Genomic DNA, 17,794 nt, shown 5'->3' on the forward strand with positions numbered 1-17,794 from the left:
AAAAAAACATTTATCACAGGCATTAACTCCTTGCAACTCCTATATCTCCTTTATTTTTTCTTATCCCTTATCCCGAATTGACGTCAATTGTGTATAAATCCTTGCCACTTGCTTGGAAGCATAAGCAATCCCTTCACCTTGTAAATGATACATGTCACATAATTGTTTAGCTTGAGCATAGGATTCTTGATATCTACCAAGATAGTTTAGTATTGCCGCCCTAAGTAGATAAGATGAAGTATAAAATCTATTATTAGGGGGCAATCCGTTTTTTGTAAGTACCTCAATATTTTTATCGATATAAACTAAAGCCTCATCATATCTACCTTGGATAAAAAATAAGCTTGCCTTTAAAGAATATATTAAAAATACATCAGATTCTTGGAGTCCTTGTTTTAATAATTTTTGCATTTTTTCAAGGAGTTCTTCGGTAATTTTTATATTGCCTAAAGATACTTGAGATTTAGATAAGTGTAAGTCTAAAATAAATTTTAAGGCATCACAATCATTAAGATCATCTAAAATCTTTAATGCTTGAGTAATGTAAGAAATAGCCACTTCAAAATTTGTTAAGGACATTCTATTATACGCCCCTATTGTTCCTAAATATCGAGCATAATGATATTTTGATTTTCGGACATTTTCCAAAGTTTAAAGTTACCTTCCTTATATTTTTGTTCGAACCAATCTGTCATTTCTTTTACTTTACATATATTGCTATCATTTATACATAAAGAGAGTAAATCAGCTCTTAAATTAAGCATTGCATATACGCCAATATTATATTTTTCCGAATTTTTGAAAAGAATTTCCAGATTTTCACGTATAGTCTTTGATTCTCTCCATACATGTATCAACAATACCGAATTTTTAGGTTTAGGTAGTTTTAAAATAATATCTTCTAAATACATTTTATTGTTTTTAGCTCCATTTAGCTCCATGATCTTATTAGCAATAATATCATGCATCTCAAAAATAGGATTACCTTTGTTAGGATCAATGCTGCTAATCAGTAGGAACTTAGATAATTTATATATATCGTCATCTAGAGTATCTTTACTATCAGTAATGACACTAAGTAGTTGCTTTGAGAAACTCTGATTATTTAGTAAAGCTATTTTATTAAGTAACTTTACTGCACTAGGCTTTAATCCCTGTATAGCCATATTAATATTTGTTGTTATTTTATCAGCTGAGTGATAAATTTTATTCTTATATTCTTCTCTATCTAAACCTTTGATCTTATTTAATAATTGAATGCCTTGAACTATAAGTATAGGGTAACCATTAAATGCTTTTATTAAAAATTCAATATCTTTTTCGTCTTTATTACTTAATAAATTACTAGCTAAAATAGCGGTAGTATCTTTGTCAAATAAAGCCATTTCTATAGTGTTAGGTAATTTCTCACTATCTTGCGAACAAAATATTATATTTCCATTACTCTCCCAATCAATAAACTCTTGAATTTTGTTATTTTCATTAATTTTTAGATTATCAAATATTAATAACCACTTATTCTTGTCAGTTAAATACGATATTACTTCCTTCTTTGCTAAAGTAATATTTTCAGATATATTAGCATGTCTAATACTATTAAGCTGTTTAGCTAACTTGACAAATTGCTCATTAAGATCAACATTACAATCAAAAAACCAAATAATATCGTAATCAGCCTTATTATCATAGGCATGCATTCTAACAAATTGCGTTTTGCCAATACCGCTAGTGCCTACTATACTTACCTGTTTATGTTTACTTAAGCTATCCTTAAGTGCATTACGCTGCTTCTCGTGACTTACAAAATAACTAACTGGTATAATCAAATTAGATATTTGTTCCTGAGCAAATGAATCATTGACCACAATTAACATTATAAGTAGCAAAAAATTCTTATTCATTTTTTTCTCTTAATTAAAGAGTTTAATAAAATGACGTTTTCTTCTTGTTGGTTGTTCCAATTCTTCAAATCATTTGAGTAAATCTCTATAACATTACTTTGATTATGACTTATTTGATAGTTATAACCATTCGTTTGCAATAGATTAAATACTTGACTTAGATTAAGTAGAAAAGGGTTAGCATGGGTTTTGAAAAAATTATTTGACGTTTTTAGCAGCTCTTGTGCTGTCATTATAGGATAACCATCATATTCAAAATGTAGTACCACCTTTTGCTTTATACTGTCAATAGTTAATTTAATATTATGCTTGGTAACAAAAGGTTGGTTTTTTAACAAAAAGAATAGATAGCTAATAACACTATAAATTATTTGATACAATGCTGCATTAGAAGAAAAATGTAATATTTTTGCTTTACTGGAAATTTTAAACGATATATTCTCATCTTCCTGATTAAATCTATCAATAAATAAATCAACTAATTTAGTGGTATCAATTTCTTCTATTTTATTTTCTTGGTACAATGTTATAGAGCAAGGTACTTTATCACCAAAGTTTCTTAACCTATAATCCTTGAGCATATCTTCTTGATTATCGAAATTATTATCAAGCAACGATATTTGATTAGCTTCTTGAGCAAATAAACAATTAATTTCCAAATCTTTTTGTTTATTAAAATCATTATTCCAAATCTTTTTCATTAGGAAGGTTTCACAATGTTTTAATTCTCTTTGATGATTAAGTTTGAGTTGCTCTAATTCTGCAGTATGTTCATCTTGATAATGTAATGCATAAGACTTACTGAAACTGCTAAATAATATTTTTAATAGAACATATAACAAGATCATATTAGCTGTAATAAATGCAGTTAATAGCCAAAAGCTTCTTTTGATCTCTGTTTCTACTTTATGCCAAAATACACTATTAATTGCCAGGCTAATATTAAGTTGGTAAGAATCGTTAATATGATATATTTTATCTATTTGATAATTTTGCATTTTAGTATTTGAATGAAGAAAATTTTTATTCAGTTCTATCTTGTAATTAATGAATTCTGGAATACTCCAATCTAATAGTTCCCCAAAACGGAAAATATTATAATTTTTACATTTTAGTGCTTCAGTACATATCTCAATCTCACTACTAGTGATGTTAATTGAAATGTTTTTGTCCTGAATATTGCTAGATAAGTAATATGCTAAAGAAGAAAGTTTATTCATACTTACCTCTACTATTTTGTCATAATTGGTTTGCAGAATTTGTGCTTTTTTCATCTCAACTTTATCATTATAATATTGATATAATGATATTATAATTGTGCTATAAATTATAATAATTAAGGTAAATATCTTAAATAAATTTTTTCTTAATTTATCTAGATATGGTGAATTTTGCCCTTTCATAAATCAATAAACTAATAGTTGAAAATTGCGCAAAATGCCCTAGGAAACTGTTGAAGATAATTACCCCGACAGCCTCTTAGGTTCATTAGCTGCTTGATAACCACATGTCGCAGCTTAAATACCCCTATATTTAGTTATATATCACACTTTTTATGCTACGTTAAGTTACTATTATGTCAATAAATTTAATTTTTTCCATTGTTAATGAATAATTATTTTAAAAGAAAAAACGAACTAATAGTAATATTGCTTTTTGGTAATCAATTTTTTTACAAAAGCCTACTTGTTTAAAAATATTTACTGCAAGCCTGCAAATATGAGTATCCTGTTATGACAGTCAGAAGTGCGGCAATCCATAAAGCTATTTGCCCTATTAAATCCATGTGAATTATACCCGAACCTTTAGAACCAAGAATTAATACTGACAAAGCGAACATTTGGGTAAATGTTTTAATCTTAGCTAATCTAGATACAGGAATACTTACTTGAATTAAAGCTAAAAATTCACGTAACCCAGCCACCAAAAATTCACGAGCCAAAATTAATAAACACGGTATCTCTCCTGCAACTCCTTTTTTTACCAACATTATAATTACACAACCTACTAATAATTTATCAGCTATAGGATCAAACATTTTACCAAATCCTGATACTAAATCAAACTTCCTAGCAAGATAACCATCAAAAAAATCAGTAATACTAGCTAAAATAAATAATATCGCTGCAATTCTATGAGCAAGCTTAGAACTATCTAGATAAAAGGTCATTACAATAATTGGAATAACCGCTATACGAGCTATCGTCAGATAATTTGGTATATTTTTGTCAATAGTCATTTATTATTACTTTTTGATCTTTTCCCATGAACAACAACGACGGATTATGATCTAAATATAAGAAAATAGGAACCATTTTTTATAAAATAACTTAAAAAACTAATCTATCCTACAGTTAAATTCATACCATCATCATTACTAAAGCATAAAGAACCAACTGGTACTACTGTATCATCATATAAACTCATTGATGCAATTAACAGTCCCGACTCCTGTTTACTACACTCAGGCTCAATTTTTTCGTTTATATTATGTAATACTGCTAAAACATCATATACCCCCAAAGCTCTTGCTTTATCTATGATATATTTTTGTAATTTATTACTATCTTTACAATCTTTATATTTATAGTATTCATATAATTTAACTAATGCCACTAAGCTTTCACTAGCAAAGTCTTTTGTGTCAGATATTGGCAATCCATTAAGGAAGGTTTTTATACTATTGATAGCCCTAACAAAATATTCTACTTGATTTTCATCCGATAAAATACCCTTATAAAAATTTGTCATTCCTTCATAGAATTTGGCGTTTTCTTTTTCCTCAGGTGGTTGTAAGTTTGGCATTGTAACTTTAGCACTTTCTTTCACCAACGCCTTATGGAGTTCAACATAATTGTAACCTCTTTTATTTGCTACATTTTGCTTTGCTCCTACATTTTTTAATTCTCCTAATATTAAATAATCCTTATGAAAAATTGCTAAGTGAAGTGGTGTATTGCCGTCCTGATCTTGAATATTTAAGTCTATTTCAGGATGTTTAATCAGTAAACTAACAGTTTCTAGACTATTAACAGTTACTGCACGATGTAACGCAGTATGTCCATAAAAATCTTGATTATTAGGATCAAATTTATTTGCAAGTAAGATTTTTACAATTTTTGCAGCTCCATAGCAAGCAGCTTGATCAAGTAAAGTTGCCTCTCTTGTATCTCTTTGCTGACTTAATTCACTGCCAAATTTGTTAATTATTAATTTTACTATCTTTGCATGTTTATCACTTACGACTAGGGGCGTTAATGCTTGAAATAAATCTTCTGATTTAATTTTAGAATTGAAATTAGGACACCTACTATTTAACAATTCAAGTGTTTTATTGTCCCCAGCTTTAATAGCATATATGAAAACATGTTCCAAAAATGATTTATTTGATATGTAGCTATCTCTGTCTTTTTCTGTTATTTTAATTTTTGCCATAAAAACGCTCTTAATTAATACCCTATATCAGTTATAAAATAAATATAGCATAAATATTTAGTGCCACTAATAACAAAAGATATTATTTTAGAAAATTATTTTTGTAACAGGGTTATGTGTATGGTGAGTTACTATTACAAAAAATTATAACGAAAAAATTATGACAAGAAAATATTGTTTTAAAATGGATAAACTCATTCGTGATTTGGTACCAGGAATTATGCGGTCTCGTGGTGTTTCGGTATTTGAACGTAGTATGAAAGAAGATGAATATATCCAGCGTCTTAAGGATAAATTGTTGGAAGAATCACAAGAAGTGATTGATGCCCAAACACCCGATGAAGTTTCTGAAGAACTAGCTGATTTGCTTGAAGTAATTTATGCATTAAGTAAAGAATACAACTTATCGATGGAACAAATTGAAGCAAAGCGGTTTATTAAGAAACAGAAAGATGGTGGTTTTGATAATCGTATTTATGGCTCTTATATAGAAATGCATTCTGACAACGAAAATATTGGTTATTTTTTAGCTAGACCAGAAAAATATCCTGAAATAAAACCATCTGACCTGCTTAACTTAGTGTCCCCCCTGCGTAAGTAGGGGGCTAGATTCCACAACTGTTGAAAGTTAGAAGAGGAAGCGGTTTTAGACCGGATAGTTTAAAAGTCGTATGTGGTCAACGTCTATTAGCGAGAAAGACCTTAGGTCGACGAAGCAATCCACAAAAGTAACCAAAGATGGATTGCCACGACCTACTTGCGTGGTCTCGCAATGACAGAAAACCTATCTAAAACCCGCTTTACCTTCTAACTTTCAACAGTTGTGGGCTAGATTCCGCACCGAAGCGGGAATGACAATGAGAAGAAGCGGGAATAACAAAAATAGAATTACTTTAGTTATTGCAGGCAATATCCTAAATTATCCTAAAGGTTTATTGCATCTATACAAGAAAATGTGGCAATTTTTGTTATCTCACTTGCTGATGCCCCCATTCGTACTATTTGTACCGGATATTCAAAACCATTAATTATTGGTCCGATAAAAACACCTCTGGCTAATTCTTGTAATAGTTGCGTTGAGATTGCAGCTGAATGCAAACCGGGCATAATCAAGACATTAGCGGAACCTGATAACCGACAAAACTTATACGAATTACGTAAATTGGGGTTCAGAGCAACATCAGCTGACATTTCACCATCATATTCAAAATCTAGATTCATCCTATCTAGGATTCTAACAGCTTCCCTTACTCTATTTGCCTTTTCTCTCATTGGATTACCAAAAGTTGAGAAGGAAAGTAGAGCAATCTTTGGCGTCATTCCTATATTCCTTGCTATACTGGCAGTTTGCAAAGTTATTTCTACAAGATCTTGCTCACTTGGTAGTTCAGTCACGCTATTATCAGCAATAATTATATTATGTTCCTTGGTAATCATAATAGAATATCCCAATATTCTATTATTCTTTTTGGGTTCCATTACCTTCATAATATCCTCTAAACTATTATAATAGCTCTTTGTTACGCCAGTAACCATACAATCTGCATCACCGCAAGCTATCATGATAGCTGAGAATATATTTTTATCACTTTTAACAAGTCTAGCACAGTCACGGTATAAATACCCTTTACGCTGTAATTGGCTATAAAGAGTATCTATATATTTATTAAGATTTTGGTTAATAGCCGCATTCATTACGGTAATACCATCTAAATCATAATTCATACCTATTTTATTTAAAACAGCAGATATTTTATCATACCTACCCACTAGGATAGGGTGAGCATAACCAGCATCTCGCATAATAATAGCAGCCTTAATTACCTCTTCCTCCTCGCCCTCAGCAAAGACTACTCTTTTAGGCACTGATTGTTGGATTCTTTCAAATAACAGATTCATGTAATGCGAGGTAGGATTTAGTCTGCTCTCCAATTCCTTTGCATAATTCTTGAAGTCAAAATCTGTAATTCTAGCAACCCCACTATCTATAGCTGCCTTAGCTACTGCCATCGAAACAGTGGTAATTAATCTTGGGTCAAATGGCACAGGAATTATATACTCTGGACCAAAAATCATTTTTCTACCAGGATATGCTTTATAAACTTCATCGGGTACAGCTTGTCTTGCTAGCTCCGCTAAAGAAAGGGCTGCAGCTATTTTCATTTCCTGACTGATAGTAGTAGCTCTAACATCTAAAGCTCCACGGAAAATATACGGGAATCCCATAACATTATTAAGCTGATTATTGTAATCAGAGCGTCCTGTAGCAATAATCGCATCACTTCTAACTGACTGTATATCCTCTGGAGTAATTTCTGGGTCTGGGTTAGCCATCGGGAAAATAATGGGATTTTGAGCCATGCTAGCTACCATTTCTTTTGATACCGCACCTTTAGAAGATAAACCAAGGAATACATCAGCTGACTTCATAGCATCACTTATGGTACGCAAATCGGTTTCGACAGCGTATAATTCCTTCCATTCATTCATCCCTTCTTTTCGACCCTTGTAAACAACCCCCATTTTATCACATAGTATAACATTTTTTTTGTCGACACTAAGAGCAATTAATAATTCAATGCAAGCAATCGCTGCCGCCCCTGCACCACTTACTACAATTTTTAAATTATCCAATGAACGATTGGTAATATATGCCGCATTAATAAGACCTGCTGCAGCAATAATAGCCGTTCCATGCTGATCATCATGAAAAACTGGTATCTGCATACAGCTTTTTAATTTTTCCTCAATTATAAAACATTCAGGAGATTTAATATCTTCTAAATTAATACCGCCAAAACTATAACCAAGATATTTTACGGCATTAATAAACTCATCTGGATCAGTAGTATCTATTTCAAGATCGATAGAATCAATATCAGCAAATTTCTTGAATAAAACAGCTTTTCCTTCCATTACCGGTTTTGACGCAGCTGCCCCCAAATTACCAAGACCAAGAATGGCTGTGCCGTTAGTTATTACAGCAACTAAGTTACCTCTAGCCGTATATTTATAAACGTCATCTATATTCTTAGCAATTTCAAGACATGGTGCTGCTACCCCTGGCGTATAAGCCAAAGCCAAGTCCTGTTGAGTATCCAAAGGCTTAGTTGCAGCAATAGCAATTTTGCCTGGTTTCCCATTGCTATGATATTCTAAGGCTTTGAGATAATTTATTTTATTCATTTCATCCATAAATGTTACTCCTTAATTACTTCAAGTTTTCTACTATTAGATATTTATCCACATCAGAACTGACAATGAAACTATTGAAAAAAGTGTTGTGAAAGTAATAATTGATGCCATAGATTCTGGGTCTCCACCAAGCTGACGTGATAAAGCATAAGAGGTACTGGCACATGGTAAACAACTATATAGAACCCCAACTGATTTAGCAGTACCAGTAATTGACATTAATGACAATACTATTATTGTAACAATAGGAAAAGCCACTAACTTAACAAAACTAGTAAATAATACATTTTTCAGAATCGTACCACGCATAAAGAATTTAAGACCTGCTCCAACATTAAGCATACCTATAGCTAAAGCAGAATCAGATAGGGTAGATAAGGTTTTTTTTATGATAAGATGTAATTCTAAATTAGAATAATTAAAAAGGAATCCAATAATACTAGCGATAATCAAGGGATTTTGTACTATTAATTTAAGTGTCCATATAAAGCTAGTTTTAGAACTCTGAGCTACAGAACTATCAGGAACATAATGTGAAAAAATCATTACTGATATGATATTGGTAAAAATAATCATATAGGATGCAATCGCCGATACTATAGCAAGTCCTTCTTGCCCCAAAAGAGGACTACTAACGCCAAAAAAGATATAATTATTATAACGTACTGCCCCTTGAAAGGTTGAAGTAAACTGAATTTTATCAAAGTTGGTTTTTTTCTGATAAATAATTAAAGCAACAGCAATAATAGAAGAGGAGATGATTAATGCAAGTACCAGCCTTATTATAGAAGATGCATTTAAATCAGCTACGGATATACTATTGAAAAGCATGATAGGAAAAAGAAAGAAATACGATAATTTTTCTATCCCCCTCCAAAATTCTTCAGAAGTTAACCATTTCCTTTTGATAATACTACCAAGTAATGGAATTAAAAGAATAGGTAATGTACTAGAGAAGATATCATTCATCAGTCGACGATTATCCCAATTGCTAATTGTCATGCAATTAGCTGTAAATTATGCGTTACAATTAAATTTTTCAATTTGCATAATATCAGAGTTTTATTGCAAATCAAGACGTATACTTAAATATAGCTAACCCGATTAGTATTATAGTTCAATTAATTAGTTACTCACCTTACGTACACATACGTTAGTTTAAAAAGGTAATAATTAGAAAGTTGTCATTGCGAGAAGGCGTTAGCCGACGAAGCAATCTCTACTCTTTTATGGATTGCCACGCCACCTACGGTGGCTCGCAATGATATCAATTATTTTCTGCAATTTTTAAATTGCCATGAAGGTTATTTGCAAGGCGAGTCACTAAATAGACCAAGAAGCTTTTTGGCAAATTTCATTTGTTAAAGATGGTGGCCAGAGCAGGAATCGAACCAGCGACACAAGGATCTTCAATCCTTTGCTCTACCAACTGAGCTATCTGGCCGTTTTTTACTAAAGGTCTATAGTCAATTGATGAGAAGTTGGTGACGTTGTCGCTCAATGCTTGCCTATTACTTATAGGTTCCATCGTTCCTAACCCCAAATATCTCCTAAATTGACTACAAAGGTCTAGCGTTTGCAAAGAGGTAAAGAGACCAAAACTTGTTTTAAAGCATGATCTCTACCCTTAGCACATCTTTGAATATAATACTAGGCTATTTTTTAGTCTCATCTGTTACTTGTGACTGTGGTAACATTATTTTGACATCAGCTTTACTCTCAAGATCAGCGACATACTTTAATATAGCATCCCTACTAAGCCTATTGGTTATATTAGCGGTAGCTTCCTCTTTAGAAGGTATCTGTACAGGTCTTTTGTCAAGAACCATAATAATATGCCAACCAAACTGAGTTTTAACCGGAGAAGAGATTTCATTTACTTTCATTGATAATGCTTTATTTTCAAATTCAGGTACTAATTGTCCAGAAGTAATATAGCCTATTTCTCCGCCATTTTCTTTAGAACCTTCATCTTTTGACAAATCTTTAGCAAGCTTAGCAAATTTTTCTCCTTTATTAAGCCTGTTTTTTATATTTACTGCTTCTTTTTCAGTTGCAAGCAAAATATGGCTTACTTTTACTTCTTCTTTTCCTTCTAAACTAGCAACTAGTTTATCATATTCAGCATTAATCATCTTCTCATCAACATGAGATTTTACATAACGCTCCATCAATTCTTGCTGAATCATTTGATTTTTCGCTATATTCAATTTAGCTTGAAATTCTTTTGAAGATTCAATATTAGAATTTTTAGCTTCTTGCTCAAGCAATTTTGTATCGATATAACCATGAACTAACATTTTCTGTATATTTGCATTAAGATCAGAAAATTTCTTACCTTTAGCACTTGGTTGGTTATCTAAAGAAGACTGGAATTGCTGCATAATCTGCGATTCTTTTACTTCGCCACCTTTATAAGTAGCAACAACTTTATCTTCGTTAGCGAAAGCACTGCTCGCAAGTAAGCTAGCAGATAAAAAAGCTATAGATATTCTTTTCATTTGTTATCCATTTATATTTATTATTATGGCTAGATTTTATAATGATAACCACCTGACGTCAATAGCTATTTACAATTTGTTTGATAAATATTATAAAATACCCTATTTTATAAGGTTATTTACAGAATTTAGGATATAAATGTTTTCTTTACTTAAAAAATTATTCGGCACAGCAAACGATAGAAATATCAAAAAACTATTTTTAGAAATTGAAAAGATTAATTTGCTTGAACCATCGATACAAAAGCTTTCTGATGATCAATTGAGAAATAAAACAGAGCAATTTAGGCAAAGATTAAAAGATGGGGAGTCATTAGATGACCTAACCTATGAAGCTTTTGCTGTCGTACGAGAAGCTGCAAGAAGAGTATATGGAATGAGGCATTTTGATGTTCAGCTAATTGGTGGATTGATATTGCATCGTGGGATGATTACTGAAATGCGTACAGGGGAAGGAAAAACTTTAGTTGCCACATTACCGGCATATTTGAATGCTCTTACTGGTGAAGGAGTACATGTTGTTACGGTAAATGATTATTTAGCAAAACGTGATGCTGAGTGGATGGGGAAGATATATAATTTCTTAGGATTATCTGTTGGGTGTATCGTTGCTAATATCAGTGACAAAGACAGACATGATGCCTATAGAGCAGATATTACTCATACAACTAATAACGAGCTTGGCTTTGATTTTCTCAGAGATAACATGAAATATAGCGAAGACTCTAAGGTACTTCGTCCCTTTAAATTCGCTATTATTGATGAAGTTGACTCAATTTTAATTGATGAAGCAAGAACTCCACTAATTATATCGGGTCCAGTAGATGATCGCTCGGATTTATACACTAAGATTGATAAATTGGTTTGTCAGTTTAAAGATGAAGATTACGAAAAAGATGAGAAATTACGAACCGTTAATCTTACTGAGGATGGTATAACTCATGTAGAATCAATGCTTGTGACCAATAATCTTATTGAACAAGGTTCAAGTCTTTATGATTTTGAGAATTTAAGTTTGGTTCATTATGTCAATCAATCATTGAGAGCCCATATTCTCTTCAATCGTGATGTTGATTATTTGGTGCGTGATGGCAAAGTGATGATTATTGATGAATTTACTGGGCGGGTGATGGAAGGTAGACGTTATTCTGAAGGGTTACACCAATCACTAGAGGCAAAAGAACATGTGCCAATTCAAAACGAAAATCAAACTTTGGCTTCTATTACTTTTCAAAACTATTTTAGGAATTATCCCAAATTATCAGGCATGACTGGTACGGCAATGACCGAAGCTACAGAGTTAAAGGACATATATAATCTTGATGTACTAGCTGTTCCTACTCATAATCCAATCACTAGGATTGATTATGATGACGAAATTTACGGCAATAAACACGATAAATATCAAGCTATTATAAAATTAATACAAGAGTGTTATGATCGCGGTCAACCTGTTTTGGTTGGAACGGTTAGTATAGAGAAGTCTGAAGAAATTTCTAAGTTACTTACCATAAATAAAATAACCCATAATGTTTTAAATGCAAAATTTCATCAACAGGAAGCGTTTATTATAGCTCAAGCTGGACGATTTAAAGCTGTGACTATTGCGACAAATATGGCAGGTCGTGGTACCGATATTATGCTTGGTGGTAATCCGGAAATGCTAATAGAGCAACTTTCTCTACAAAACCTACCTGAGGAACAGTATCAATTAGAAATGATCAAAATAAAGGAGCAAATATCTGAAGAGAAGCAGCGGGTAATAGAGGCTGGAGGGTTATTTGTTATAGGTACCGAAAGACACGAGAGTCGTAGAATAGATAACCAGTTGCGAGGAAGAGCCGGTAGACAAGGTGATCCAGGTAGTACAAAATTCTTCTTGTCTCTAGAAGACGACCTTATGCGTATTTTTGCTTCAGATCGTATTTCTGGAGTCCTAAGAACGTTAGGTTTAAAAGATGGTGAAGCAATCCATCACCCTATGATTAGCCGTTCACTTGAGAAGGCTCAGCAGAAGGTTGAAGGACATAATTACGAGATACGTAAAAATTTATTACGTTTTGACGATGTTATGAACGATCAACGTAAGATAGTTTACGAACAACGCACTGATATCATTGCATCAAACTCTGCCCATGATTTTTTAGCTAGCATGACAAAAGAACTAGTAGAAAAAGTGGTATTAACTTTCATTCCCCCCGGTTCTTATAGGGAAGACTGGGATGTAAATGCTTTAACAGGAGAGTTGCAACGTATTTTTGCTGTAAAACTAAATCAAGAATCTATAACCAAGGCTAATGTCACCGAAATAGAGGTGACATCTAATGTTGTGCAAATGGTAAATGACCTATACCAGGCAAAGAATGAAGCATATAGCGTTGACTTGATGAATGACGCAATTAAATATATTCTACTAACAACTTTAGACCAAGTATGGAAAGATCATTTACATAATTTAGATCATTTACGACAAGGTATATCACTAAGGGCTTATGCTCAGAAAGATCCACTTAACGAGTATAAAAGAGAAGCGTTCAATTTATTTGAACAAATGCTTGATAATTTGAAGGAGCTATTTATCCAGAAAGTTTGTCATCTTCATATGGATACTAGCCACATTAAAAAAGAATCAATGTCTTTGGCAAACAAAACACTGCAAAAGACCATGCGAGAAACTAGGGAAGACCCGGCTTTTAGTAAATATAATGCAGGGATTAGTATTGAAACTCAGCTTAAACCTATTAAAACTCAAGTCAATCCACAGGATAGAATACCATCAGATCAATCAAGTTGGGGAAAGGTGGCTAGAAATGAGATATGTCCTTGTGGTTCCGGTAAGAAATATAAATATTGTCATGGAAGTAATGAATAAACCTCTCCGACAAATTATTTCATTCCCGCTTTCCATTGTCATTCCCGCGTAGGCGGGAATCTAAGACCTCTGCTTTCGCAGGGGTGACACAAAACAGGATTGCTTTGTCGTACTTTAGCACCCCTCGCAATGACGTTTAGGGTGCATATACGTCATTGCGAGACCACGCAAGTAGGTCGTGGCAATCCATCTTTGGTTACTTTTATGGATTGCTTCGTCGACCTACGGTCTTTCTCGCTAATAGACGTTGACCACATACGACTTTTAAACTATTCGGTCTAAACCCGCTTCCTCTTCTAACTTTCAACAGTTGTGCGGCTTACGCCTTCTCGCAATAACGATGTGTTGCAACAGTAATGTACTGAGTTAAGGAATAAAAAAATAACCAATACCGCAAAAATAATGAAAACAGCTATTAGTGGAGCAAAAAAATCTGTTATATATAGATATAACCGAATTTGGAATAATTAGTTATTCTAATTCTTAAACAAAAAATAACTCATGCAAAATAAATCTATTATTACATTTTTTTGGCACCATATAAAACCATATAAATGGTTTTATATGGCTATGCTACTTGCTCCTACTATAAGTAGTTTTTACCCGTCTGCTAATTATTATGCGATTAAATTATTTCTTGATACAATAGCTGGGCAAGAAAATTTAACTTACCAGTTAGTTCTACTGCCGATTGTAATATTCACATCTACACAAGTGAGTTTAGATTTGGTGTGGTGCGTCAGTAACATAGCTGAATGGAAGGCGATACCTTATGTTCGGCGTTCTATATTGCTCCAATCATACGACTATGTTCAGCACCATTCTTATCAGTTTTTCCAGGAAAATTTTACAGGAGCCATCAGCAGCAAAATCAAAGGCATTTTGGATGGGTATGATAAATTTTGGGCGGAAATACATCGCGGATTGCTGAAGAATCTTCTTAAATGTGCTGTAAATCTTTGTACCCTTAGCCTTGTTAACACAAATCTTGGCATATTTGTACTAATATGGTGTAGTTTATACATACCAATTATGTATAAACTCTCAACTAAATTAAACCAACTATCTTGCTTAGAATCCGAAAGCAAGCATTTTATAATTGGACAAGTTGCCGATAAAATTACTAATATTATTTCACTTTTTTCTTTTGCTTCTAGGACAAGAGAATTAAAGGCACTAGATAATAATATATTAAATGATTTTATTCCCAAACAGGTAAAAGCATACAAATATAACTTTAAGATTAAAATAGTAGCTATGTGCTTCTATTTTGCTTTGTTTGGTTTTATTCTCTTCTATATGCTGCATTTAAGAATACATGGCTTAATTTCTGTGGGAGATTTTGCTTTTGTCTTTGGTGTTTCCTTGGTTGTTGCAGACGATATCTGGGATACAACAGTTTCATTGCAGGATTTTGCTAGATCAATGGGTGATTTAAAAAGTGCGTTGTCAATAGTTACTATCAACCAGCAGGATTTGGATAAATTTAGTGCAAGTCCGCTAATAGTTGATAAAGCTATTATTGAATTTAAAAATATCAATTTTGGTTATAACAAAGAGCTGATCTTTAAAGATATGACTTTTTCTATTAGTCCTGGTGAAAAGGTAGGAATAGTCGGTCATTCTGGTAGCGGCAAATCAACACTTATTAATCTCTTGTTACGTTATTTTAAAGTTGCCAATGGTCAAATTTTAATAGACGGACAAAATATTGACAATGTTACTCAGGATTCATTACGACAAAATATCGCGGTAATCCCTCAAGACACTTTGTTATTTCATCGAACGCTGATGGAAAATATCAGATATGGGAACCAAGAAGCAACTGAGGCGGAAGTAATTGAGGCAAGCAAAAAGGCACATATCCATGAATTTATTACAACATTGCCAGAAGAGTATAATACTTATGTTGGAGAGCGAGGTATCAAATTATCTGGTGGACAGCGGCAAAGGATAGCAATAGCGAGAGCTATTCTAAAAGATGCACCTATTTTGATCTTAGATGAAGCAACTTCTGCACTTGATAGTCAAACCGAGCGTTTTATCCAAGATAGTCTTAACTTCCTAATTCAAGATAAAAGAAAGACTGTGCTTGCAATTGCCCACCGCTTATCTACTTTAAAACATATGGATAGGATAATTGTGCTAGATAAAGGGGTAATTATTGAAGAAGGCACACATACTACATTAATTCGTAATAAACATAGTCTATACAAAAAATTATGGAAGTTACAAGAAATTTAGGTTAGTACTACAGTTGTAGTTTAGATGTGAGCATTCACGATTTTTTTGTGATGAATAAAAAAACCTGATCACCAAGAGTCATTGCGAGGAGACCGTAAGGTCAACGAAGCAATCCATTTCTAATCACTTTCCTGGATTGCTTCGTCGGTCTGGCAACCTCCTCGCAATGACATCTTATACTTTAACCTTTTTTCCGTGAACACTCACATTCAATCTACAACTGTAGTATTAGGATATAGTCAATTCAGGAAAATTGGGTAGAAGGAGTGATGGAGCAACGACGTCACCAATTTCTCATCAATTGACTTAATAGCTACATAAACTCTTTTATCTTTTATCAAAAGGCATAAATTCTCTTTGTACATACCCAGTATATAATTGCCGAGGTCTGCTAATTTTTTGTTCTGGATATTCATGCATCTCTTTCCATTGCCCCATCCAGCCGACAGTTCTTGCCATAGCAAACAATACTGTAAACATCTGTGATGGTATACCCATAGCCTGATAAATAATACCAGAATAAAAATCAACATTCGGATAAAGCTTGCGATCGATAAAATATTGGTCATTGAGAGCAATTTTTTCAAGCTCAGTAGCAATTTGTAATAAGGGGTTATTACGGTTCCCTAACTCATCTAATACTTCTTTGCAAGTTTCTCTAAGTACAATTGCTCTTGGATCATAACTTTTATAAACTCGGTGACCAAAACCCATTAATCGAAATGGATCATTTTTATCTTTTGCCCGTGCGATATATTCCGGAATACGGTTTATGGTGCCAATCTCTTTCAACATGTTAATTACTGCCTCATTAGCTCCACCATGGGCTGGTCCCCATAAAGAAGCTATGCCAGTACTGATACAAGCAAATGGATTGGCTCCGGACGACCCGGCTAAACGTACTGTTGAAGTGGAGGCATTCTGCTCGTGATCAGCATGAAGGATGAATATTTTATCTAAGGCATTCTTTACTACCTGATTCACCTTATATTTTTCACAAGGGGTTGAAAACATCATATAGAGAAAATTTTCAGTAAAATCTAGACTATTATCAGGATAGATAAAAGGCTGTCCTATTGAATATTTATATGCCATTGCCGCAATAGTTGGCATTTTGGCGATCATTCTAATAGAAATCAATTCACGTTCATTTTCTTCTACATTTAGAAAATCCGGGTAGAATGCAGATAAAGAGCCTACCACCGCCAGCATAATTGCCATAGGATGATCTGATGGACAAAAAGCCATAAATAAATTTCTAAGCTGCTCATTAATCAAAGAATGATAAGTAATTTTCTGAGAGAAAGATTTATATTGATCAATAGTCGGCAATTCACCATTTAATAGCAAATAGGATACCTCTAAGAAATTACTTCTTTCTGCTAATGTTTTAATATCATATCCCCGATATCTCAATATCCCCTGATCACCATCTATATATGTCATAGCTGATTTACAAGCTGCTGTAGACATAAATCCAGGGTCGTAAGTGAAATAGCCTGTTAATGAATATATACTGCTAACATCAATAACATCTTGACCGATTGAGGCTCTTTTGATTGGTAAATTAAAGGTTTTATCTCCTATTTTTAGTTCAACATTTTCTACTTTCATATATCCTTCATTTTTTCATAATGATGCCAATT

At 33.0% G+C, this 17,794-nt stretch carries 12 protein-coding genes and 1 tRNA gene; 3 read left to right on the forward strand and 10 right to left on the reverse strand.

The window, feature by feature from the left end; translation table 11 throughout:
- Positions 1-60: 60 nt before the first annotated feature.
- From RiCNE_RS00565 to RiCNE_RS00585, 5 genes are all read right to left on the reverse strand, one after another.
- On the reverse strand, positions 61-579 hold the full coding sequence (locus RiCNE_RS00565) for a tetratricopeptide repeat protein (protein WP_133062910.1): 519 nt from the start codon (positions 577-579) through the stop codon (positions 61-63).
- A gap of 23 nt (positions 580-602) precedes the next feature.
- The gene (locus tag RiCNE_RS00570; RefSeq protein ID WP_192866909.1) at positions 603-1,901 is read right to left on the reverse strand and encodes a hypothetical protein; all 1,299 of its coding nucleotides are present in this window, start codon (positions 1,899-1,901) and stop codon (positions 603-605) included.
- Positions 1,898-3,304: a hypothetical protein gene (locus tag RiCNE_RS00575; protein ID WP_094648699.1), complete on the reverse strand. Its 1,407-nt coding sequence runs from the start codon at positions 3,302-3,304 to the stop codon at positions 1,898-1,900. Before RiCNE_RS00575 ends, RiCNE_RS00570 begins: the two co-directional genes overlap by 4 nt.
- A 287-nt stretch (positions 3,305-3,591) precedes the next feature.
- Positions 3,592-4,140 carry a CDP-diacylglycerol--glycerol-3-phosphate 3-phosphatidyltransferase gene (gene pgsA / locus RiCNE_RS00580; RefSeq protein WP_094648700.1) on the reverse strand — a complete coding sequence of 183 codons (549 nt, stop codon included), beginning with the start codon at positions 4,138-4,140 and terminating at the stop codon, positions 3,592-3,594.
- 104 nt (positions 4,141-4,244) lie between these two features.
- Positions 4,245-5,336, reverse strand: coding sequence for an ankyrin repeat domain-containing protein (locus RiCNE_RS00585; RefSeq protein ID WP_094648701.1), 1,092 nt, complete (start codon positions 5,334-5,336; stop codon positions 4,245-4,247).
- Between the two features lie 184 nt (positions 5,337-5,520).
- Between RiCNE_RS00585 and RiCNE_RS00590 the strand changes: the two genes are divergently transcribed.
- Positions 5,521-5,937, forward strand: a complete 417-nt coding sequence (locus RiCNE_RS00590) for a nucleoside triphosphate pyrophosphohydrolase (protein WP_157905641.1) — start codon at positions 5,521-5,523, stop codon at positions 5,935-5,937.
- A 323-nt stretch (positions 5,938-6,260) separates the two neighbouring features.
- On the opposite strand, the gene RiCNE_RS00595 is transcribed toward RiCNE_RS00590, so the two are convergent.
- From RiCNE_RS00595 to RiCNE_RS00610, 4 genes are all read right to left on the reverse strand, one after another.
- Complete coding sequence (locus tag RiCNE_RS00595) at positions 6,261-8,531, reverse strand: NADP-dependent malic enzyme (RefSeq protein ID WP_094648703.1); 2,271 nt, start codon at positions 8,529-8,531, stop codon at positions 6,261-6,263.
- Positions 8,532-8,567: 36 nt separating this feature from the next.
- The gene (locus tag RiCNE_RS00600; protein WP_094648722.1) at positions 8,568-9,500 is read right to left on the reverse strand and encodes an AEC family transporter; all 933 of its coding nucleotides are present in this window, start codon (positions 9,498-9,500) and stop codon (positions 8,568-8,570) included.
- 399 nt (positions 9,501-9,899) lie between these two features.
- A tRNA-Phe gene (locus RiCNE_RS00605) sits at positions 9,900-9,975 on the reverse strand.
- 211 nt (positions 9,976-10,186) lie between these two features.
- Complete coding sequence (locus RiCNE_RS00610; RefSeq protein WP_094648704.1) at positions 10,187-11,032, reverse strand: peptidylprolyl isomerase; 846 nt, start codon at positions 11,030-11,032, stop codon at positions 10,187-10,189.
- Positions 11,033-11,171: 139 nt separating this feature from the next.
- Between RiCNE_RS00610 and secA the strand changes: the two genes are divergently transcribed.
- Both secA and RiCNE_RS00620 read left to right on the forward strand, forming a co-directional pair.
- Positions 11,172-13,904: a preprotein translocase subunit SecA gene (secA, locus tag RiCNE_RS00615; RefSeq protein ID WP_094648705.1), complete on the forward strand. Its 2,733-nt coding sequence runs from the start codon at positions 11,172-11,174 to the stop codon at positions 13,902-13,904.
- Positions 13,905-14,405: 501 nt separating this feature from the next.
- Positions 14,406-16,148 carry an ABC transporter ATP-binding protein gene (locus RiCNE_RS00620; RefSeq protein ID WP_094648706.1) on the forward strand — a complete coding sequence of 581 codons (1,743 nt, stop codon included), beginning with the start codon at positions 14,406-14,408 and terminating at the stop codon, positions 16,146-16,148.
- A 327-nt stretch (positions 16,149-16,475) separates the two neighbouring features.
- On the opposite strand, the gene RiCNE_RS00625 is transcribed toward RiCNE_RS00620, so the two are convergent.
- On the reverse strand, positions 16,476-17,762 hold the full coding sequence (locus RiCNE_RS00625; protein WP_094648707.1) for a citrate synthase: 1,287 nt from the start codon (positions 17,760-17,762) through the stop codon (positions 16,476-16,478).
- Between the last annotated feature and the right edge of the window lie 32 nt (positions 17,763-17,794).

Source organism: Rickettsia endosymbiont of Culicoides newsteadi (assembly GCF_002259525.1).
GTDB lineage: Bacteria > Pseudomonadota > Alphaproteobacteria > Rickettsiales > Rickettsiaceae > Tisiphia.